Annotated in this window: 15 protein-coding genes and 2 pseudogenes; 9 read left to right on the top strand and 8 right to left on the bottom strand. The window is 66.9% G+C overall.

Annotated elements, in window-relative coordinates:
* Positions 1–7 precede the first annotated feature (7 nt).
* Positions 8–778 (top strand): zinc ABC transporter substrate-binding protein, encoded by a 771-nt coding sequence (locus ABZ824_RS17165; RefSeq protein WP_356964049.1) that lies wholly within the window; start codon positions 8–10, stop codon positions 776–778.
* A gap of 52 nt (positions 779–830) precedes the next feature.
* Here ABZ824_RS17165 and ABZ824_RS17160 read toward each other — a convergent pair whose 3' ends face one another.
* Both ABZ824_RS17160 and ABZ824_RS17155 read right to left on the bottom strand, forming a co-directional pair.
* On the bottom strand, positions 831–2,468 hold the full coding sequence (locus ABZ824_RS17160) for a class I adenylate-forming enzyme family protein (RefSeq protein WP_356964048.1): 1,638 nt from the start codon (positions 2,466–2,468) through the stop codon (positions 831–833).
* Positions 2,465–4,264, bottom strand: coding sequence for a CoA transferase (locus ABZ824_RS17155; protein WP_356964047.1), 1,800 nt, complete (start codon positions 4,262–4,264; stop codon positions 2,465–2,467). The genes ABZ824_RS17160 and ABZ824_RS17155 overlap by 4 nt, the downstream gene beginning before the upstream one ends.
* A 123-nt stretch (positions 4,265–4,387) precedes the next feature.
* Here ABZ824_RS17155 and ABZ824_RS17150 point away from each other — a divergent pair, with 123 nt between their 5' ends.
* Entirely contained in the window at positions 4,388–5,563 is a 1,176-nt protein-coding gene (locus ABZ824_RS17150; protein WP_356964046.1) for an acyl-CoA dehydrogenase family protein, read from the top strand.
* A gap of 7 nt (positions 5,564–5,570) precedes the next feature.
* On the opposite strand, the gene ABZ824_RS17145 is transcribed toward ABZ824_RS17150, so the two are convergent.
* Together ABZ824_RS17145 and ABZ824_RS17140 are read right to left on the bottom strand one after the other, a co-directional pair.
* Positions 5,571–6,626: a hypothetical protein gene (locus tag ABZ824_RS17145; protein WP_356964045.1), complete on the bottom strand. Its 1,056-nt coding sequence runs from the start codon at positions 6,624–6,626 to the stop codon at positions 5,571–5,573.
* A gap of 112 nt (positions 6,627–6,738) precedes the next feature.
* A complete protein-coding gene (locus ABZ824_RS17140) occupies positions 6,739–7,965 on the bottom strand; it encodes an MFS transporter (RefSeq protein ID WP_356964044.1) in 1,227 nt (408 codons plus the stop codon).
* Positions 7,966–8,263: 298 nt separating this feature from the next.
* Here ABZ824_RS17140 and ABZ824_RS17135 point away from each other — a divergent pair, with 298 nt between their 5' ends.
* Entirely contained in the window at positions 8,264–10,174 is a 1,911-nt protein-coding gene (locus ABZ824_RS17135; protein ID WP_356964043.1) for a cytochrome c oxidase assembly protein, read from the top strand.
* A 39-nt stretch (positions 10,175–10,213) separates the two neighbouring features.
* Here ABZ824_RS17135 and ABZ824_RS17130 read toward each other — a convergent pair whose 3' ends face one another.
* From ABZ824_RS17130 to ABZ824_RS17120, 3 genes and pseudogenes are all read right to left on the bottom strand, one after another.
* Positions 10,214–12,472, bottom strand: coding sequence for a heavy metal translocating P-type ATPase (locus tag ABZ824_RS17130; RefSeq protein ID WP_356964041.1), 2,259 nt, complete (start codon positions 12,470–12,472; stop codon positions 10,214–10,216).
* Positions 12,473–12,486: 14 nt separating this feature from the next.
* Positions 12,487–13,098: a hypothetical protein gene (locus ABZ824_RS17125; RefSeq protein WP_356964580.1), complete on the bottom strand. Its 612-nt coding sequence runs from the start codon at positions 13,096–13,098 to the stop codon at positions 12,487–12,489.
* A gap of 33 nt (positions 13,099–13,131) precedes the next feature.
* Positions 13,132–13,227, bottom strand: a pseudogene (locus tag ABZ824_RS17120) (zf-HC2 domain-containing protein); the annotation flags it as partial.
* Between the two features lie 798 nt (positions 13,228–14,025).
* On the opposite strand from ABZ824_RS17120, the gene ABZ824_RS17115 reads away from it, so the two are divergent.
* Positions 14,026–14,853 carry an Lrp/AsnC ligand binding domain-containing protein gene (locus tag ABZ824_RS17115; protein WP_356964039.1) on the top strand — a complete coding sequence of 276 codons (828 nt, stop codon included), beginning with the start codon at positions 14,026–14,028 and terminating at the stop codon, positions 14,851–14,853.
* Positions 14,854–15,385: 532 nt separating this feature from the next.
* Here the strand turns inward: ABZ824_RS17115 and ABZ824_RS17110 are convergent.
* The gene (locus tag ABZ824_RS17110) at positions 15,386–15,751 is read right to left on the bottom strand and encodes a hypothetical protein (RefSeq protein ID WP_356964578.1); all 366 of its coding nucleotides are present in this window, start codon (positions 15,749–15,751) and stop codon (positions 15,386–15,388) included.
* On the opposite strand from ABZ824_RS17110, the gene ABZ824_RS17105 reads away from it, so the two are divergent.
* From ABZ824_RS17105 to ABZ824_RS17085, 5 genes and pseudogenes are all read left to right on the top strand, one after another.
* Entirely contained in the window at positions 15,635–17,389 is a 1,755-nt protein-coding gene (locus ABZ824_RS17105) for a glycoside hydrolase family 15 protein (protein ID WP_356964549.1), read from the top strand. The genes ABZ824_RS17110 and ABZ824_RS17105 overlap by 117 nt on opposite strands.
* Positions 17,386–18,759, top strand: coding sequence for a glucose-6-phosphate dehydrogenase (locus tag ABZ824_RS17100; protein WP_356964038.1), 1,374 nt, complete (start codon positions 17,386–17,388; stop codon positions 18,757–18,759). Before ABZ824_RS17105 ends, ABZ824_RS17100 begins: the two co-directional genes overlap by 4 nt.
* Positions 18,756–18,929 (top strand): annotated as a pseudogene (locus ABZ824_RS17095) (shikimate kinase); the annotation flags it as partial. The gene ABZ824_RS17100 and the pseudogene ABZ824_RS17095, both read left to right, overlap by 4 nt.
* 107 nt (positions 18,930–19,036) lie before the next feature.
* The gene (locus ABZ824_RS17090) at positions 19,037–19,891 is read left to right on the top strand and encodes an SMP-30/gluconolactonase/LRE family protein (RefSeq protein ID WP_356964037.1); all 855 of its coding nucleotides are present in this window, start codon (positions 19,037–19,039) and stop codon (positions 19,889–19,891) included.
* A gap of 181 nt (positions 19,892–20,072) precedes the next feature.
* Entirely contained in the window at positions 20,073–20,351 is a 279-nt protein-coding gene (locus ABZ824_RS17085; RefSeq protein WP_356964548.1) for a universal stress protein, read from the top strand.
* Positions 20,352–20,367 lie beyond the last annotated feature (16 nt).

Genomic DNA, 20,367 nt, shown 5'->3' with positions numbered 1-20,367 from the left:
CGCCGGTATGAGCCTGACGACTGTGGTCGCGGCAACCGTGCTGCTGAGCGGGTGTTCCAGCTCCGAAAGCGAACAGCACGATCACCATGGACACACCCACCCGGCCGTCGTGGCGACCACCACCTGGGAGGCTGCGTTCGCCGAAGCCGCAGGCGCGGCGGACGTGAAAGTCATTGTTCCGCCGTCGGTTCACCATGCTCCGGACTACGATCCCAAACCGTCGGATCTGACCGCGGTGGCGGAAGCGGATTTCGTGCTCTACGCGCCGTTCGAGCCGTTCGCGGCCGAGATCAAGGAAGCCGCGGGATCGAAGGCCGAATTGATCGAAGTCGATCTGGACAACTCCGCGGCCAAGGTGAAAGCCCAAGTGCAGGCGCTGGGCGAGCGCTTCGGCACCACCGCGGCGGCGCAGGCGTGGATCGCGACGTTCAGCACCGAGTACGACAAGCTCGGCGGGGACCTCCGCTCGGCTTGGCCGGGTGGAAGGCAGCCGACGGTCATCGCCCAGGTGTTCTCGACGTGGGCGGCCGAGCTGGCAGGTGCGCAGATTGTGGGCACCTATGGTCCCGAACCCGTCACGCCCGGTCAGTTGGCGGAGTTGAGCGCGAAGAAGCCGCGGTTCGTGCTCGACAACGCGCACATGTCCACCGGCGCCGTGCTGCCGGACTCGGGCGTCGAACAGGTTTCGATCGTGAACTATCCCGAGCAGGGCCAGGATCTTCTGTCCGTCTATCGGGGTGCGGCAACCACGTTGAAAAAGGCGCTCTCCGGGTCCTGACCAGGCGGATCGTAAGGCGGGGCAGCCGTTTCCACGGCTGCCCCGCCGTTTTTCAGTGCCGGACGGTGGTGAACCGTGTTTGCAGAGCCGCGCGGTCGGGTTTGCCCGCAGGGGTCAACGGCAGGGCATCGAGCAGCAGGAGCGATTCGGGGTGTTTGCCGCGCTCCATGCCGTTGGCCGCCAGATGAGCACACAGCCCTTCCAAGTCGAGCACGCTGCCCGGCCGTGGCACGACGCAGGCCGCGAGTCGCTCACCGAGCACGTCGTGGGGGACGCCAATGCACGCCACGTCGCGGACATCGGGATGTGTGGCGAGCATGCGTTCGACCTCGGCGGGGCTGATGTTCGCGCCACCGCGGATGACGATCTCCTTGAGCCGCCCGACCACGTGCAGGCGGCCTGCGGGGTCGAGGACGCCGAGGTCACCGGTGCGTACCCAGCCGTCGCTCGTGCGATAACGCGAGTCCAATTGCGGGTCCGCGACGTAGCACAGCGGCGTCATCGGGCCCCGGGCGACTATTTCTCCGGTTTCACCCGGCGCCGCGGTCCGGCCGGTGTCGACCCGGTCGATGCGGATCTGCGCCACCCGCGGGTCGGGTCGCCCGACCAACACTCCCGAAGTCCCTTCGCCGGAATCGATTTCGTCGATATCCGTGTGACAGTTGACGCCGTCGGCCGACCCGTAGAGGTTCACCACCGTGCATCCGAATGCTTGTTGTGCCTCCCGGGCGGTGGTGGCGTCGAGTTGGGAACCACCGAGCACCAGTGCCGTCAGTGCGGAGGTGTCGGTCGCGGCTGCGCCGTTTTCGAGCATCATCCGGATCATGGTGGGGACGCCGAGCACGTGCGTGGGACGATGCCGTTGGATCGACGCCAACGCTTCCCTTGGCGAGAAATGATCCAGCAGAATCAGCGTGCCGCCGTGGCGGGCCAGCGTCACAGCAGTGCCGTTGCTGCCGAACGCCGTGGCGAGCGGTACGAGAAACAGGCTGCGGGGCGGTCGGTCGTCGGTCAACAGCGATGCCATGAAGTTGCCGCGGCCGCCTGCCAGCGCGTTGTGCGAGTAGGCGACCATCTTCGGTTCCGACTCCGACCCGGAGGACACCAGGATGCGAGCGGCCGCGTCCGGATCGGGGCGGTCCGGGACGAAATCGTCATAGTCGCCAGGGAACAGCTCGGCGAAAGGCACACAGCTTTTCGGCGCGAAGTCGATACCGACGGAGACTACGAAACGCAATGTCGGCAATTGGCCGAGCAACTGCGCGAGATCTGTTGCGTGGTGGTGTCCACGGAACTGGGCGGCGGCCAGGACACCGACGGCTTCCGATCTCCGCAGCAGCGACTCGGCCTCGCGCATGCCGCGGCCGGCGGGGAACGGCAGGGCTACCGCGCCCAGTGCGGCCAAAGCGAGGTCTGCGATGACAGCGGCGCGGCAATTCGGCAGCTGGATGCCGACGACATCGCCGGCTTGTACGCCTCGGGCGGCCAGACCGGCGGCCAGTTGCCGCGCCAGGGCGTCCAATTCCGCGTAGCTGACCTCGCCTTCGTTGTCGACCAGTGCGGTTCGGTGCGGGTGCTGGCAGCGGCGTGCCCGGAACAGCGAATACAGGTCGAGGTCGGGGTAGCTGCCGTCGGCCGCCCAGGTTCTGCGTAGCTTGCGGGGGACCAGATCGTGTAGTGCGACGCTCATCGGAACCTCCAAGGCGACGACACGGCGACGGCGCCGTGGTCGTCGCGTGTCATGGCGCCTGCGAAGCGAGAATCGGTGGGCAGGGTTGTGAGATCGGTGGTCACCGGGGTGGCGATGATGCCTCGGCCACGAAGCATCGCGCAGGCGTCGTCGGTGGACAGCGCACGCACCTGTGCCGCGGTGTCGGCTGCCGCGACGGCGTGCTCGTCGGCGGGTGCGATGAGCCCGTCAGCGGTCGGCAACGGGCGACGGAATCCGGCGGGGTGACGGAGGGGAAGACCGTCATGCGCCCGGCGCAGAGCCGGCGCGGTCAGCAGTTGCGCGGCGGCCAACAGGGAGGATTCCACGCGCACGCCGCGGCCGGTGCGTTCGCGGGTCAGCAATCCGGCCAGAATCGCTTCGGCGCCCAGCATGCCGCCGAGCACGTCCAGCAGGGTCATCAGTGACGGTGTCGGTGGTTCGTCGGCTGGGCGGGCCGCCGCTCCGACGGCGGTGCGGGCTTGCACCATGAAGTCGGTGCCCATGGGGGCGCCGGGGAGCCGTCCTGCCCAGCCGCTGGTGTAGGCGTAGATCAGGCTCGGGTTGGCGGCCGACAGCGTGTCGGCGGCGAGCCCGAGTTGCTCGGCTTTGCCGGGCGCCCAGTTGTGTAGAAAGACGTCGGCGTCGGCTGCCAGTTCGAGCAACCGCTGCCGGTCGGAGGGGGACTTGATGTCGATTTCGATCGCGTCCTTGCCCCGGTTGAGGGCCAGCCAGCGTGCGGAGATGTCCGAGCAGGTGGGTGGCATGCCACGCAGTGGGTCACCGCCTGGCGGTTCGATTCGCACGACGGTCGCGCCGAGCAGCCCCAGCAGGTGCGCGGCGAGTGGGGCCTGGACTCGACGCCCTGCCTCGAGCACGGTGAACCCCGCCAGAGGGCGCTCGTCGCTACATCGGCCGCGTGCCGGTATCGCCGCGGGGATCCCCGGGTAGGCGGCCAGTTCCCAGGGCAGCGTCGATTCTCCGCCGCCGTGCAGTTCCGCCGAGCGTTCGGCGAGGGTGTGTAATCGGCAGACGTCGGCGCCGGATTCGGCCGCGGCTGCCTGTACCTGTGCCCACGTGCTGGCCAGCGTGGCGTGATGCAGCTCGTCGGGGATCGGAGCGCAGGCGGTGGCATAGCGGAACTGGAAGGGTCGCCAGCCTTTTCGTGCGGCTTGCATCGGTGCTCGCATGGCCTGCCAGAATTCGGCCCACACCGCGACGTCCAGTGCTTCGAGTTCGAATCGAACGCCGTCGGCAGTGGTGAACGGTGGCCCACCGGGCGCCAGTGGGCTGGCTTCATCGTCCTCGGCGCACGCTGCGGCGAGGTACTGCGAGACGGTCAGCAGCGCCACGCGATCGAGCGAGACATCCGCCGAGGTGACCGAGGTGCCCCTCGCGCGGCCGATGAGCGCGGCCAACAGGCCTTGGACGGCGAGCACACCGGAAGCGGTCGAGACGTAGTCCACGGCCAGTCCGCGGGGTGAGCTGTCGCGACGTCCGTGCACGAGCATCAGTCCTGCGGCGGCCTGCGCTGTCGCCTCATCGCACACCTCGCTGTCCGGCCTGCCCCAGAACAGGCGGGTTTCGACTCTCGCGCCGTCGAGGTCGGTGAGAGTCAGCGCGTCATGGTCGGCCGTGGAAGGTTCGGCGCCCAGCAACCGCAGGTGCTGCGCCGCGATCGAGACCGGACCCGGCGGTCCACCGGTCTCGAGCTGCACCCCCTCCAATGGTTTCGCCGTCAGTTGGTTGTCGGAGGTCCGCGTAGCGCCGAGTGTCATGGCTCTCCTTCTCGAACAGAGTGACCGCCGCGGGAACTCGGTGGCGATCGCCGCCGACCACTCCCGCGGACAACAGCAGTCGCAGCGCGGGGACGTCGAGTTCCCGGCAGACGAGGAGAAGCCATGGACCCGTATGCATCCGACACCCGTATGTCCGCCGCCGCGATCGACGGCACGTCGCTGCGTGAGCGTGTGGAAGCCTTTGTGGCAGAACGAGTGATGCCACAAGAGATCCTGCTGGACACAGGTGGCCCGGATGCTGCGGCAGCCCGTCGGCAGTTGGCCGACGCCGCGCGGGCGGAAGGGCTGTGGGGGTTGCCGCTGCCGAGGGAACTTGGTGGTCGGGGACTTTCGTTCGCCGAGTACGTGTGCTTGGCCGAGGCCGAAGGCGCCAGTGACCACGGGCCTGCGGTGCTCGGCTCGGCCTCGCTGTTGGATGTGCGGATGTTGCAGCGCCATGCCGGTGACCGCGTTCGGGAGACCTACCTGAAGCGACTGGTTTCCGGAGAGCTGCATGCGGCGTACGCGATGACCGAACCCGACACACCAGGCACCGATCCGACGTTGACGGCCACCCGAGCGACGGAGGCTCCGGACGGTTCGTGGGTGGTGTCCGGTCGCAAGTGGTTCGTCAGCGGCGCCCAGGACGCCGATGTGATCACGGTGCTGGCTCGCACCGACGGGCGGGCTCCGGACCGGGATGGGTTGTCGTTGCTGCTGGTGCCGACGGACGCTCCGGGCTTCCGGCTCGTGCGTGAGCTGCCGATCCTCGGCGTGGGTGGGCAGTGGGAGATCGCCCTGGACGAGGTGCGGCTGCCGAAAGACCATCTCATCGGCGAGCGGGGACGTGCGTTGCCGATCGCGCGGCAGCGGTTGCAGCTCGGCCGGACGTTGCGCTGCCTGCGCTGGCTCGGCCAGGCGCAGCGGGCCTATGACCTGATGTGCGAGCGAGCTCGCACGCGCGGTCAGTCATCGGGAACGCTGGCCGAACGCCAGCTGGTGCAGCAGCATGTTTTCGAGTCGCTGCTGGCCATTCGGAGCACCCGGCCGCTCGTGCACAAGGCGGCCGCGCTCCTCGACGCAGGTCATGACGCTCGCGTGGAATCCGGTTTGGCGAAGGTGGCCGCGGCGCGGACGCTGCAACAAGTGGCTGATTCCGCGATCCAGGTGTACGGGGCTGCCGGGCTGGGACCGGATACCGCGCTGCCGGGACTGCTGCGAATGGGGCGGATGGCGCGCTTGCTGGATGGTCCGGACGAACTGCATATCTCCTCCGTGGCCAGGTCGGTGTTGCGCTGAGGCCGCGTCAGGTGTCGAAAGGGGCGATCAACCCGGTCTGCATGGCCAGAGCCGCGGCGAAGAAGAAATTGCCCCAGATCAGCTCGTGGTTGGTGGCAAGCCCGCGGCCGAAGTCATAACATCCGCCACCCAGCCTGCCCCCGGGGTGCTGGGTGCCGGGACCGCTCAGGAAGTCCGTGGCAAGCCGTCGCGTGATCTCGGTGGCTCTCAGCCGCATCGCTGCGGACTGTGCTGTACGCGTCTGTGCTGCAGCAAGTTTCAGCAGCGCTACCGCCTCGATCGCGGCGGCCGAGGTGTCTGGTGGCGCGTCAGGATGGTTTTCGGCGGTGGGTACCAGTGGTTGATCGGCGTCGAGGAGTGCACAGGCATCGAAGAGGAATTCCGGGGACAGGTACCGGCATGCGTCGGCCAGTGCGAGCAGGAGCCAGGCCCTGCCTCGGCTCCATCCTCGCTGCGGTTGCGGCGAGGGAAGCCATGTCCCATCCGACCAGGCCCATGCCGGGGTGCCGATCGGTGTTGTCCGCCAGAGGTGCAGGTGTGTTTCGAGATGTTCGCGGGCGATATCCGGGCTGCGTGGGTCTTTGTCTGTGGCCAGAAGTGGTACGAGGCCGGGAATTCCGTCCACGCGAGCGAGGAGGCGTGGGCCACCGAACGCTGAACCCCATGGCAGTACATGGAGATTGTGATCGAAGTCCGAACGGCACTGGCGTGCGGCGCTCTCGCAGAGCGCTGAGGCGCGGGTGTCTTCACCGCGCCCGGCTGCCAGGGCTGTTCCGTACCAGAGGATCAACCCGCGGGTGGAGGTGTCTGATGTCACCCAGTCGGCCAGGCGTTGTGTCGTCTCTGCGGCGGCGTTGCAATGCTCGTGCCGACCGCTAGCTGATGCACGCAGCCACAGCAGGCCTGCCCAGAAGCCGCCGGTCCAGGATCCGCGGGAGGTGGTTGTCCATTCGCCGGAAATACTGTCGGCGTATAGCGGAAACCGGGTGCCCACAGCGGCTTGTGTGCTCGATACACGGTTCATGAGGGCATCGAATGCCTCGCACGCCCAATCCGTCACCATGTTGCGCCCCCGCACCATTCCGTCGTATGCAGCTGTTGAGCTGTACGTGGTGAAAACTGCTGTAGCGGCGTACGTTTCGTGCATTCACAGCGGCGCTTGTCATGCATATTCCTCACGCCCGCTCCTCGACGTGGGCCTCACGTTCGCGCACTGCCCACAACGCCGCGACTGCCGCCGCGACAGCGAATTCCACCGCGACCATCAGCCAGCTGTTGCTGTATCCGATCGAGGGCACCACGGTGCCGAAAAGTGGCGGGCCTATCGCGAATCCGGCGAAGAACCCCGCCGACACCAATGCCGAGTTGCGTCCGGCTCGTCCAGGGGCCGAGCGCTGGATCACCAGCACCATGGACACCGCGTTGCCCGCCATGCCGAAGATGCCGACGGCAATCACCGCGATCCACACCACCCCGGTCATCAGTGCGGAGGCGGCCAGCAGCAGCGCCGCGATGCCGGATCCGAACGCCAATCCGGCGGGCAGGACGACTGCCGCGCGCGGGTTCCCCGCCACACGTGCCCAGCCGATGCGACCTGCGATGCCCGCTACGCCGAGCACGGCCACCAGGGTCCCCGCTGCCGCAGCGCCGAGGCCGAGCCGTCGTTCGCCGAACAGCGCCAAGTAGGTGTTGATCGATGCCATGGCGGCCCCCAGAAACAGGGAGTACACGGCCAGCCAGTACACGATGCCGTCGTTCCCGCGTGGTTGCGGCTCGTCACCGATGCTCGAACTGGTTGTGCCGTGATGCTGTCGCGACGGGTCGGCGGGCAGGGTACGCCACACCCACAGCGCTACTAGCAGCGCGATACCCGCCGCCGTCCACACCGCAGTACGCCAGCCCGCCGAAGCGGCCAGCGCGGTGAGCGGCAATCCAGCGGCGATGGCGCCGAGTTGGACACCGGATTGTTTGGCGCCGGTCACCCCTGCGCGATAGGTCGGCGGGATTGCAGCCAGGATCGCTTTGTTCGTTGCGGGGTTGGCCAGTGCCTGCGGCACGCCGCCCAGGGCCACCGCGGCGAGGAGGACGCCGTAGGCCGGTGCGGCGGCGATGGCGCCGAGGGCCACTGTGACGGTCAGCAGCAGCGCGATCAGGCATCGTCGTGGACCGAGCAGATCCACCGCGCTACCGGCCAGCGGTGACAGCAGCGCGGCTGTTCCGAAGCCCATGGTCGTCGTCAATCCCAATGCGGTGGTGGACATCCCGAGATCCGGAACGAGGCGCGGGCCGAGCGCGCCGAGGACGAACAATTGCAGCATGGAGAAGGCCATGGCCGCTGTCAGTACGCCGGTCACCGAGGCTGTCGTCAGCCGGTCCCGTCCTACCGCGGGGTGTGTCTGCACTGCCGTCCTCCCAGCCATGCCACGCCGCCCATCAGCGGCCCTGAGGTCAGATAGTCGCGCGGCGTGCGGGTTCGGTTCCGCCAGCAGGCGAGTAGCGGAGCCCGGCCCTACCGATCGGAAGCGTCGGCGACGCGGTGGCGTCCGGTCCACCGATGTCGGGAACTTTCCGTCGGTGCGATCCGACCACTATGCGCGAGCTGTTTCCTCTGGAGGGCAGTACTTTCTGGTCGGAGGTCGGGTGGATCCAACGGTGGACGTGAATCGCGGAGATGTCCGTTGCATTGGGATCGTCGCGGTGGTGGTGTCGCTCACGCTCGTCACCGGCGCCGTGCTGGCGATGGGTGAGGTTCCTTACCGCGCGGCCGGCACGACGTATCCCGGGCTTGCGTCCGCGTTGGGCTACGCGCTGTTGCGGACGGTGGCCGCGCTCGCGGGCGCGGTGGCGCTCGGTTCTCTGGTCTACGCGGTGTGCTGTACGCGGGTCTCCGCACAGGGGCAGATCCTGGTCGACGGCTATGCGGGCTTGCGGCTGGCCGAGCGTGCCGGCCTGGTCTGGTTCGTCTCGGCGCTGGTATTGATACCGGTCACAGCAGCGGGTGTCGGTGGGTTGAGCCTGTCGGGCCTGGTGCGCGCGGGCGCGCTCGGAGCGTTACTCGATGCGAGCGAGAAACCCAAGGCATGGGTTGTCGTCGCCGCGCTGGCCGCTGTGGTGAGTCTCGGTGCACGGCTGACGTTGTCCTGGATCGGGGTCGTCTTGCTGACGTTGGTGGCGGCTGTGGGCGTGCTGCCGCCCGCGTTGGTCGGCAACGCGGGTGAAGGGCCGAACCATGATTACGGCACGGGCGCGATGATCCTCTTCCAGGTCGCGGTGTCGGTGGGGCCGGGGTTGTTCTGGTGTGTGGCCGAGCAGCTGCGGCGCGGTGGTTCGGACACGGCGGTCGCAGTTCGGCGCGCCGTGGTCATCGGGATGCTGTGCACGGTGACCGCGGCGGCCGGCGGGCTGGTGCTCGTACTCGTGCTGTTGCCGTGGTCGTGTGTGCTCACGACCGGATACGGACGGTTGGCACTGTTCGCGGGATTGGGGCTCGTCGCGGCGGGGTGGACGCTGTGGCGCTCTTACCGCACTCGGGTGCCGGATGATGGGAATGTATTCGTATACGCCTGTAGCGCAGCGCTTTCCGCAGTGGTGCTGAGTGTACTGGTGGCGATGGCGGTGCAACCGGCGCCCGCGTTCGCCGACCGGTCGTTCACCGCGCAGGAGGTGTTCCTCGGTTTCGAACTGACGGATCGGCCCACCTTGTGGCGGCTGCTGGCGTCGTGGCGTTTCGATTTCGTGCTCGGGACGGCGGCGTTGGTCGCGGTTGTGGCGTATGTCCTCGGCGTGTGGCGTCTGCGTCGTCGTGGGGACCGCTGGTCGCGACGGCGCACTCTGTCATGGATGGGTGGTTGTCTAGCGCTACTGATCGCCACCTCCTCGGGCATCGGCACCTACGGTCTCGCGATGTTCAGCATGCACATGATCACGCATATGGCTTTGAACATGTTCGTCCCGGTGCTTCTTGTGCTCGGCGCGCCGGTGACGCTGTTGCTGCGAGCTCTTCCGTCGGCGGCGCGGGGCGCGGTGCACGGGCCGCGCGAGTGGGTGCTGGCGCTGTTACATGCCAAGCCGACCGCCGTCCTGGCTTACCCCGGCACAGCGATCGCGCTGTTCGTGGTCTCGTTGTACGGGCTGTATTTCACGACGCTGTTCGAGAACCTGACCCGCTACCACTGGGGCCACGTCCTGATGAACGTCCACTTTCTGATCGTCGGGTACCTGTTCTACTGGGGCATCATCGGCATCGATCCGGGTCCGCGCAGACTGCCTCATCTGGGGCGGCTGGGGATGCTGTTCGCGGTGATGCCGTTCCACGCGTTCTTCGGCATCGCGATCATGTCGATGAATTCCGTTGTGGGCCAGCGGTTCTACGGCAATCTCCCGTTGCCGTGGGCGATCGATCTGCTGGCGGATCAGCACGCCGGGGGCGGCATTGCCTGGGTGTCCGGTGAGGCCCCGATTCTGCTGGTGGTGGGCGCGTTGCTGACGCAGTGGGCGGCCCAGGATCGGCGCACCGCGGTGCGCACCGACCGCAAGGACGACGAGTACGGCGATTCCGACCTCGCCGCTTACAACGCGATGCTGGAGCAGCTGGCACGCAGCCGTAGGTGATCTTGCCCGAGCCGTTTGACCAAGATGCCCGGTACCCGATCACCCGCCCAGACGCGCTCGGCGCAGGCGCAGGCTGTTGGAGACGACGAAGAACGACGAGAATGCCATCGCCGCGCCCGCGATCAGGGGGTTCAGCAAACCCAGCGCGGCCACCGGGATGGCGATGACGTTGTAGCCGAAGGCCCACACCAAGTTCCCTTTGATGGTGCGCAAAGTCGCGTGCGCCAGCTCGATCGCGTCGGTGGCCGCGGCGAGGTCTTCGCGCACCAGGATGACATCGGCGGCGGCGATCGCGACATCGGTGCCCGCGCCGATCGCCATGCCGAGGTCCGCGGTGGCCAGCGCCGCGCCGTCATTGATGCCGTCGCCGATCATGGCGACTCGATGTCCGCGCTCCTGCATCTGTGCGATCAGCTCGACCTTGCCTTCGGGCAGTAGCTCGGCCACCACCTCGTCGATGCCGATCTCGTCGGCGACGGACTGCGCGGCATACGCGTTGTCGCCGGTGAACATGAACACGCGCAGACCGAGTCGATGCAGTCGGGCGACAGCAGGAGCCGCGCTGTCTTTCACGGTGTCGGCCACCGCGACGAGCGCGACGGCGACCCGGTCCACCCCGACCAGCACAACGGTGCGGCCGACTCGTTGCTGACGGCGGAGCTCCCGCAGTAAGGCCTGGGGCACGTCGATGCGCTGTTGGTGAAAGAGACGGCGCCTTCCCACGTGCACTTGCGCACCTTCGACGGTGCCGCGTGCACCCAGTCCCGGTAGTGCCTCGAAGGATTCGACCGTAGGCAGGGTGTCGTGGATTTGTCGTGCATGCCGGGTGATCGCGGCCGCGATCGCATGTTCGGAGGCCGATTCCACGGCCCCGGCCAAACGCAGCACCTCGCCGTCGGTGCGCGTGCCCTCGACGGTTACGGCGACGACGCTCATCACCCCGTGGGTGAGGGTGCCGGTTTTATCGAGCACCACGGTGTCGACGTCGCGAGTCGCTTCCAGCGCTTGATGACCCTTGATGAAGATGCCCAGCTGCGCACCACGGCCGGATGCCACCAGCAGCGCGGTGGGTATGGCCAGGCCCAGCGCGCACGGACAGGCGACGACCAACACCGCCAGCGCTGCCGCGGCCGCCCGCTCACCTCCGCTCCCGGTCATCCACCACACGCCGAAGGTCACGCCTGCGAGCAGGAATACGCATGGCACGAAGACCGATGACACACGGTCGGCCACGCGCTGCATGCGCGCCTTACCGGTCTGAGCCTGCTCGACGAGCCGGATCATGCCCGAGAGTTTGGTGTCGGCACCGACCGCGGCGGCCTCGACGATCAGCCGCCCGGTCAGCGCGGTGGTGCCGCCGATCACCGCCATACCCGGCGTGATGTCGACCGGAAGGGATTCGCCGGTCATGGCGGAGGCGTCGATGCTGGATTCGCCCGACACGACCAGTCCATCAGTGGCGATCGTCTCACCTGGGCGTACCACGAATCGCTGCCCCTCCACGAGTTCGTTTATCGGGATGCGCATCTCGCGCTCGTCGCGGGTCAGCACAGTGACCTCGCGGGCGCCGAGTGCGGCCAGTGCCCGCAAGGCGCTGCCCGCCGAGCGCTTCGCCTTCGCCTCGAAGTATCGCCCCGCGAGGACGAACGCGGTGACGCCCGCGGCGACTTCGAGATAGATGGCGTCGCCGGCCCAGATCGCAGCCCACACTCCGTCCGGCGCGGTTCCGGTCCGGGATGGGTGCAGATACATCGTGTCCAGCGACCACAGGGTGGCGGTGAGTACGCCGACCGAGACCAGGGTGTCCATGCTCGCGGCGCCGACTTTCGCGCCCGTGAACGCGCGCCGGTGGAACGGCGCCGCCGACCACAGCACGACGGGCAGGGCCAGCGCGGTGAGGATGAACTGCCAGCCGGGAATTCTGGTGGACGGCAGAGTCGCGAACATCACCGACAGGTCGGCCAGGGGGAAGAACGCCATCAGGGCGACCGTGAGGCGGCGCAGGAGGTCCTTGACCTCGGCGTCCTCGGGGGTGGCGCTGATCGCCTCGGTGTGGTCGATGATGGGTGACGCGCCGTATCCCGCGGCGTCGACTTCTGCGCAAAGGTCTTCGGCGGTGACATGGTCGGCGGCATCGATCGTGGCGACTCCGGTCGCGTAGTTCACCGATGCGGTGACGCCGTCGACTTTGTTCAGCCTGCGTTCGACTCTGTTCGCGCATGCGGCGCAGCTCATTCCGGTGACGGCGAGCGAGATCCGGTTGGGCGCGTGGGTTGTCGAGTCGAGCTCGATGGTCATGTGAGCCCCTCTTATTATGCGGCGGGATCTTGGGTCGAGCGCAGATGATCTGCGCGTCTGCCCAATCGGGCGCCTGTGGGCAGGACGAATTCAGTGGGTGCGCGGTCGCCGACCGGAGGAGAGGTGTCAGGTCGTCGCGTGCGGTGGACGATGGTGACCAGTGCGAGCGCGACGACCAGCACGCTGTGCGACGCGACGCGCGGCAGTGGCACCACGCCGGAATGCAGGTCGGCGACAACGAAGGCGCTGAGTACGGCGACGACTGCGGCGAGCACGGGCAGTATTCCCGCGGCCGCCGATGGACGTATCGCACAGGCGAGCAGCCCGACCCCGATGGCCAGGTTCCACGCGGTGCTCTCGTTGAGCAGGTGGCGAGTCATTTCGGCACCGTGGTGGCTCATTCCGAAGTCGAGACCTGCGATTTGGGCCAGTGCGAGGGCGACCTGCACGACACCGAGCGCGCCGAGCAGCAGTCTCGTCAGCTCGACCCGCGAACTCGGCACGATTGCGCGCAATGCCGAGGAGACCGATCGCCTCGGCCGTTGCAGCTCGGCTGCGGCGAAGATCACGTCGGTGAGGTCGGGTGCGCGCGACCGGCTCCCGCGCACGAGCTTCGAAACCTCCACGGCCGTGAGGTACCAGGAACAGCACTCTCGGCACTGCTCCAGGTGCTCATCCACCCGCGTCGAGGGGACGGCTTCGGGCTCACCGTCGATCCGAGCCGACAGTGCTGTCCGGCAAACTTCGCACTCCACGTGCAGATTGTCGTCCACTCCGACACTCGAGTTCCCCGAAGGCCGCGATTACCGTCCCGCGGGAAACCGCAGCCTCAGAGTGGACTCGGCTCGGAGGCGTGTGTGGCGCCGATCCAGGGCAAGAGTTGGTAGATCGTTTCGTCGGTGAGCGGTAGCGCATGAAGCCGGTCTCATGCCCTGGCGCGTCGTCGGATGCGGTGTAATCGCGCTGACCGACCCGCCTGAAGAGCCGGAACACGAACCGTTCTTGTTCACGTGGCGGTAGATGGTGGGCCGGGTGACGCCGACCCCGTGCTTCCAACTCCGGAGGTGGATAGCCTCCATCGAGAACGGACGGCTGATGGGAGTGGACGTGAACATCGAGGAAATGCTGGACCGGCTCGGCTCGGTGATCGGGCCTCCGCCTGTGGGCGGAGTGGTATGAAGCCTCTGCGACCTCTTCACAACTGTCAATGGCTGGGCTGGCGAGCGTCGGGTGCCGGTCCGTGAATCACCCTCTACCAGGGCACATCCCGAACTTCGTTGGATTCTCGGTGAGTCCGGAACCCCTTCCAGGGGCATACGAGCAGGTCAAATATGGGGATGGCACCAACAGCGAGCCCGGTGGCTGAGCGTTTGGTCCCCGAGTGATGGGTCAGAGTGCTTGGGTCGTGTAGAGGGTGGCGGTCGCGATGGCCAAGCCGCCGAGGGTGAAGCGCAGTGCGGTTTCCGGTAGCCGGGGTTGCAGGTGTGCGCCGAGGTATCCGCTGGCCAGCCCGCCGATGCCGCAGCCAAGGCCGATGATCCAGTATTCTCGCGGTGGCCGGCGGGTTGTCGGATATCCCTCAGGTGGTCAGTGTTTACGCGACCGGCGGCGGCCGTGATCTCACCGCTCTGGTCGTCGCCGGTGATATGAACGCACTGAGCTCATTGCTGCTGGAGCGCCTGCCCTCTGTACCCGGTATCGCTTCTGCGGCAGCACATATCGGCATCGACTGGTACAGCGGTGTGCATTGGCGGTTGGGTGCTATCGACACTGAGCAGAAACGCTCGGTCGCCGAGGAGTCCGTCAAGGAACAGCGATCGGCGACGCGTATGCGGGTGTTCGATGAGGCCGATCGGCAACTCTTTGTCGCGTTGCAACAGGACGGCCGCGCACGCTATCGGTTTCTCGCAAGTGAATTGGGGACTTCCGAGCACCTCGTCCGGCGTCGGCTCGAAACACTGTTACGGCGCAGAATGCTCGATTTCCGTACGGATTTCGCGCGGACAGAAGGCGGCTGGCCCGCGGAATTCGTGTCGTGGCTCGAAGTTCCGCATCATCATCTCGCCGAGTTCGGCGCGGAGATCGCCCGCTGGCCGACCACCCGCATTTGCATGTCCACCGTAGGAACCGCCAACCTGATGGTCATGTCCCAGGTCCACCAGGTCCGCGATCTTTCCGACATCCTCGACCGGATCCGTGACCACCTGCCGCGCGCTACCGTGGTCGACCAGCGACTGGTCCTGCGGCCGGTCAAATCGTGGGGCCGTCTCCTCGACAACGACGGAAGGGCAGCGGGTGTCGTGCCGGTCGACCCCTGGGCTGCCGCAACGGCGGCCGGCCGAGCAGGTTCATCTGTTGGCGGACCGGGGCAACACCTGTAGGGTCCGCTGCACGCTCACCACGGTTGTGCCGTCAACGGCAACTACCGTCGAGGGATTCAGTGAAATCTGACGTTCGCGGGACGGAGCCGAAGCTCGGTCGATTGCGTCCGCAGTTTCTCACGTTGCAGGGCCGTAACGATCCCCCTGCAGAGGGATCGGGAGCTGCTAAATTCGGTCCGTTCTGCCCTCGATTGCCCGTTCCGTCACCGTAGAGCGAGGAGAGGCGGCGATAATAAAGGCTTTCGTCATGAAGGAAATTGGGGCGGTGGAGTTCGCCGGAAAGCCCGTCCCGGAGCCCGGCCCGTTCGATGCGGTGGTTCGTACAACATCAGCCCTCGTCTGCACATCCGATACCGATAGGTCCGGGGCGGTATCGGTCCGCGACAAAATCTGACGGCGGGCCATGAGGCCGTTGGGTCGTTCATACGGTTGGTGCCGAAGTCGCCCGTATCCGGCCGGCCGGCCGGGTCCTGTCAGGGGCGATCACCCCTGATCGGGGTGATCCGGCTTCACGGAACGGCGCCTGCCTCGCCTACTGCAGGCCGGCCGGGTCGATCCGACAGCCATGACGACACATGAGTTTGCATTCGACGACATGGAACGAGCGTTCGAGGTGTCGGACAAGAAACTCGACGATGTCGTGAAAGTGCTGATCCGCTTCGGATGAGAACCGCTGCCGCTTCGCTGTATGCGCTATGGAAGAGGTGACATGCAGAATCCTGATCCGCCTTTTCGGCCGATCCGACGCACCGACGGTTACCTTCCGCTCGAAGACTACGGGTTGGTCGGGGACGGAGCCACCGCTGCCCTGATCGGTGTTGACGGTTCGATTCCCTGGTTGTGCATCCCGCGGTTCGACGCCGAACCGCTGTTCTGCGGATTGCTCGATCACGCCCACGGCGGGTCTTTCACCGTCGCACCCACGGATTTGCTCGAAGGCCGCCAGCGCTACCGGCCCGATACAGGGGTGCTCGAGACCGAGCTGCGCTGCGCCACGGGTGTGCTGCGGTTGACCGATGCGATGGTGCTGCGTTCAGGCGCCGACCTCAGTGAGGATGCCGCAGCGGATCGGGCGGAACTCGTGCGCAGCGCGAGGGTGGTCGAGGGCTGGGTGCGGGTGTCGGTGAATGTCACGCCACGCGGTGGGGCCGAGGTACGACCGGTGTTGAGCGGCCTCGAGATCCGCCCGCACACCCAGCCTCGCCTACGGCTGCATCTACGGAGCAACCGCCCGATGTCCGGGCTGCACACCACTTATGACCTGGCCCAGGGCGAGCAGTTGGACCTGGGATTGTCCTGGGGACGGTTTCACCGCCACCATCGGTTCGACGCGGGATCGTTGCTGCGTGATACCGCGAATGCCTGGCGGTCGTGGCTCCACGACTGCGACTATGCGGGCCCGCAGCAGCAACTGGTCCGGCGTGCCGCGATCACGCTCAAGATGTGCGATCACTGGGCTGGCGGGGCGGTGATCGCCGCACCGACGTCGTCGCTCCCGGCGCCGATCGGCGGTATCCGCAACTGGGATTACCGGTATGTCTGGATCCGCGACGCCGCCTACGCGGTATTCGCCTTCCGCCGCATCGGCTTTCATGGCGAGGCAGACGCATTCCTCGGCTGGGTCCTCGACGCCGTCGAACGGGGAGACCAGCCTCGCATCATGTACGACCTCGACGGCGATCCGGTACCGGACGAGGTATCCGACGCCGGTCTCGAAGGTTACCGGCGTTCGGCGCCGGTCCGCTGGGGCAACGGCGCCGCCGATCAACGCCAGCACGACCTCTACGGTGAAATCCTTGATTGCGCCGACCAATGGCTGCGCGCCGGTGGCGAGTTACAGCCTGTCCTCTGGGCCGGCCTGGCGGGTTTGGCGGATACGGCCGGCCGCGCGTGGGAACAGCCGGATCAAGGAATCTGGGAGGTCCGCAGCGAGGGCCGTGCATTCACCTACAGCGCGGCGATGTGCCAGGTCGCGCTGGACCGGGCCGCGTCGATCGGCGAACGTTTCCGGTTGTCCGGACCGGTTGGTAGCTGGCGCGCCACCGCCACGCACATCCACGAGTCCATCCTGAAGCGTGCCTGGAACGAGCGGGCTCAGACGTTGAGTGCCCATCTCGACGGAGGTTCTGCCCTGGATGCCAGCCTGCTCGCGCTGCCGCTGCGCCATGTCGTCCCCGCCGACCATCCGCGCATGGTGGCAACCACTACGGCCATCGCCAACCGCCTGGACGCAGGCGGGGGACTGCTCTACCGGTACCTGCACGACGAATCGCCCGACGGCCTGGCCGGCGACGAGGGCGCCTTCGTCCTGTGCAGCTTCTGGTTGATCGATAATCTGACCCTGCAGGGCCGTATCGAGGAGGCCGAGCAGCTCTACGACTCCCTGTGCGCCCGCGCCAGCCCCCTCGGCCTGTTCTCCGAACAGATCGACCCGTCCACCGGGGCGTTCATGGGCAACTTCCCGCAGGCGTTCAGCCATATCGGCGTCATCGCCAGTGGCGTGAACCTCGCACGTGCAAAGGCGGCCACACGATGATCCGACGACTCGTCATTTTCGGCGGCACAGGTGACCTGGCCGGACGCTACCTCCTACCGGGGCTGGCCGCCCTCCACGAAACCGGCCGTCTCGGCGCGGGCTTCGAGGTCGTCTGCGCCGATCGGAAGGGGCACGATGACGAACAGTTCCGGGCGTGGGCTGCGACCCAGTTCGAACAGCATGCCCCGGAGATCTCGGACGACACCCGGCAGGCGATACTCGCGGCTGCGCGATACCGGCAGGCCGATATCGGCGACCCGGCACAGGTGGCCGAAACGATCGCCGGCGCGGGACCGGTGGCCGTCTACCTGGCGCTGCCGCCGGCGTTGTTCCCCACCGCGATCCGGACACTGCACGCCGCGCACCTCCCGGACGGAAGCCGGCTCGTGCTCGAGAAACCGTTCGGGGAGGATCTCGCCAGCGCGGAAAACCTCAACCGGCTGTTGGCGGACCTGGTTCCCGAACAGGCAGTCTTCCGGGTGGACCATTTCCTCGCCATGACGACTGTGCAGAACGTGCTCGGGAGCCGGTTGGCCAACCGGGTGCTCGAATCACTGTGGAACAGCGCGCATATCGCCGAAGTCGAGATCATTTGGGACGAGACCCTCACCCTCGAGGACCGCGCCGGGTACTACGACAGTGTCGGTGCGCTCGAGGACATGGTGCAGAACCATCTCCTGCAACTGCTCTGCCTGGTGGCCATGGAACCCCCGATCTCCCTGTCCGAACGCGATCTGCGCGATCGCAAGGTCGACGTACTGAGATCGATCCGCACTCTGACCGACGACGATATTCCGCACCGCACCCGTCGCGCCCGATACAGCGCCGGCGTGATCGGAGACCGCCACGTCCCCTCCTACGCTGACGAGCCCGGGGTGGATCCCCAACGGCGCACCGAAACCTTCGCCGAAGTCCACTTGTCGATCGACAACTGGCGATGGGCCGGTACGAACTTTGTGCTGCGCACCGGCAAAGCCCTCGCCGCCGACCGCAAGGAAGTCGCCATCCATTTCCGTGCGGTCCCTCATATGCCCTTCGGTCACCACGGGACGGCAGCACCGAACGTCCTGCGTTTCGGGCTCGACCCCGAAAACCTCACTCTCGCCCTCACGGCCATCGGTGCTGCCGTGGACACTCTGGTCCCGGTCACCATGACCGCACCTGTTCATCCGCCGGATCTCCCCGCCTATGGACGGCTGCTGCTCGATGTACTGCTCGGAAATCCGGCCCTGTCCATCCGCGGGGACGAGGCGGAAGAGTCCTGGCGGGTGGTGACTCCCATCATTTCGGCCTGGTCCCGGGACGTGATACCGCTCGATGACTACCTCGCGGGAGCCCCAGGACCAGCGGGCGCCACCCTCGGTCGATGAACACTCCCGCGCCCGCAGCATCCCTGACGACCGGCCCGCGCCCGCCGTGCGTGGTGGTCATGGGGGTTTCCGGCACCGGAAAGACGACCACCGCGCGCATGCTCGCAGATCTGCTCGCCATCCCCTTCGTCGACGCGGACGACTTCCATCCGCGGGAGAACATCGCCAGGTAAGCCAGATGGGTCACGGCTCCGAGAACCGTCGCCTATCTGGGTAGCAGTGGTTTGTGGTCGAGCTCGATGAGGTGAGGGAAAACTCGAAGACAAGGGGACAAGAGATGACGCCGAAGACGGATGTGTACGAAGCCGTTGTCGACGATGCCGAACTCGGGGAAGGCCCTACCTGGGACCTCGCCGCCGGTCGGCTGCTCTGGGTGGACATTCTCGGTTGCCGCATACACAGTTTCGATCCACTGTCCGGTGCGGACCGGCACTTTGCCACCGACCAGCATGTCGGCGCCGCGAAACCGTGCCTGAGCGGCGGACTGGTAACCAACATGCGCGACGGGATCGGTCGCTACGACGCGGCGAACAACTTTCGCTGGCTGCACCACAGCCCGGTTCCCGGCCGTCGGGGAAATGACGCCGCGGTCGCTCCGGACGGCACGCTGTGGGCGGGCACCATGCGCTACGACGAAAGACCAGGCGGCGGTACGTTGTCGCGCATCATGCCGGACGGAACGGCCATGCTGGTACTTGACGACGTGACAGTTGGCAACGGCATCGGCTGGAGCCCCGACGGGCGCCGAATGTACTTCGTGGACACGCCAACCCGGCGTATCGATGTTTTCGACTACACGGACGACGGTGCCTCCGGCCGTAGGCCATGGGTGGAAATCGAACCGGGAGCGGGATTTCCGGACGGACTCACCGTTGACGCCGAGGGTGCCGTATGGGTCGCCCTCTGGGACGGTGGTTCGTTGCGCCGCTACACCTCGGAGGGTCGGCTGGACCGCGTCGTGCCACTACCTGTTCGCAGACCCACGGCCTGCTCGTTCGGCAGTGACGGCCTGTCGGATCTGTACGTCACAACGGCGCGGGTCGGACTCACCCACCCCGACCCCCTTGCTGGTTCCTTACTCGTGCTTCCCGACATCGGGCATGGTCTGCCTCAGCCCGCATTTGGCGGCTGATCACCTGAAGATGGCGGCGCCGGTACCCACCGCCACCCACGCCGCGCACGTCGGCACGAAACTGAGCCCCACCGCCGATCAGACCTGATTCACGTCATCGAGGTCCCCGGCGAACGCAAGCTGCGCACCCGTGGTGTGAGCGAACAGGGGCTGAGCGAACTACACCGTTCCCACGAAGCGACTGTCCGCCCGCACCTCGATCGCCCACAATTCGGCTCCGCCCCCCACACGCACGATCGTCGACCCGGGGCCGTCGGAGGCGCGAATCATCAGAACAGCCGAAACCTCAGGTTCCGATCTGATCGTCATCGGTTCCCGACGATCGTCCCGGCTTGGCCACGCGGTACCGGGGGCGACCTCGCGTGGCGTACTCCTACACGCCACCGGCGACTATCGGAGAACGCCGGTGACTTCACCTCGACCATCGCCGAGATCTCAGCCGGACCCCGCGCGTATATAAACAGCTGTCTTTCGCA

Origin of the sequence: Nocardia sp. NPDC047038 (assembly GCF_040644075.1) — a bacterium.
GTDB classification, from domain to species: domain Bacteria; phylum Actinomycetota; class Actinomycetes; order Mycobacteriales; family Mycobacteriaceae; genus Nocardia; species Nocardia sichangensis.
Note: the sequence above shows the minus strand (reverse complement) of the source record. Positions and strands in the feature narration are given on the sequence as shown.